The organism is Halorubrum sp. Atlit-8R (genome assembly GCF_003666025.1).
In the GTDB taxonomy this organism is placed as follows: domain Archaea; phylum Halobacteriota; class Halobacteria; order Halobacteriales; family Haloferacaceae; genus Halorubrum; species Halorubrum salinarum.
This window is the reverse complement of the sequence record NZ_QPLV01000055.1, coordinates 1-467: the sequence shown is the minus strand read 5'-3', so window position 1 is coordinate 467 and position 467 is coordinate 1. Positions and strand designations below refer to the sequence as shown.

Below are 467 nucleotides of genomic sequence, written 5' to 3'. Positions count from 1 at the left end.
CATCAGTAGTGAAAAGTCACGATCAGATGCTGTTGGTTCGAGATAGTAGGTCCGTTGACCTTCGTACACCGTTTCCTCACGCTGGATCAGCTCGGCACTCTCAAGCGCTTCGACTAGTCGGCTTCCTTTTCGCGAAGAGACATCTAGTTCTTTCCAAAAGTCGCTCTGGTGAATCCCACCTGTCTCACGGACCAGATCAAGACCCGCACGTTCGTCCTCCGAGAGATCGGCTTCACCCTGTGACGCACTCATATTCCAACAGCTAACGTGTATTCATTATAATCGTTCTTTCTGTCGCTAACACTCGTTATGAGATTGGCCGTGATTGCTGTGCTGATCAGGTCGATCCACCGGAGTGAATCCCTCAATAGTCCCCGGCAGAGTCGAACACGTCGGTGAAGTCCTGAAGAATATCTTGTGACGACTTTCCATCAGCACGAGATGGAATTGGATCCTCCCAGCATTCA

The 467-nt window shown here is 50.3% G+C and carries 1 protein-coding gene; it reads right to left on the bottom strand.

Translation table 11 applies throughout. The features are described from left to right. Window positions 1–252, bottom strand: a 252-nt coding sequence (locus tag DVK05_RS16555) for a MarR family transcriptional regulator (protein WP_121564964.1), incomplete at its 3' end; no start/stop codon positions are given. Window positions 253–467 lie beyond the last annotated feature (215 nt).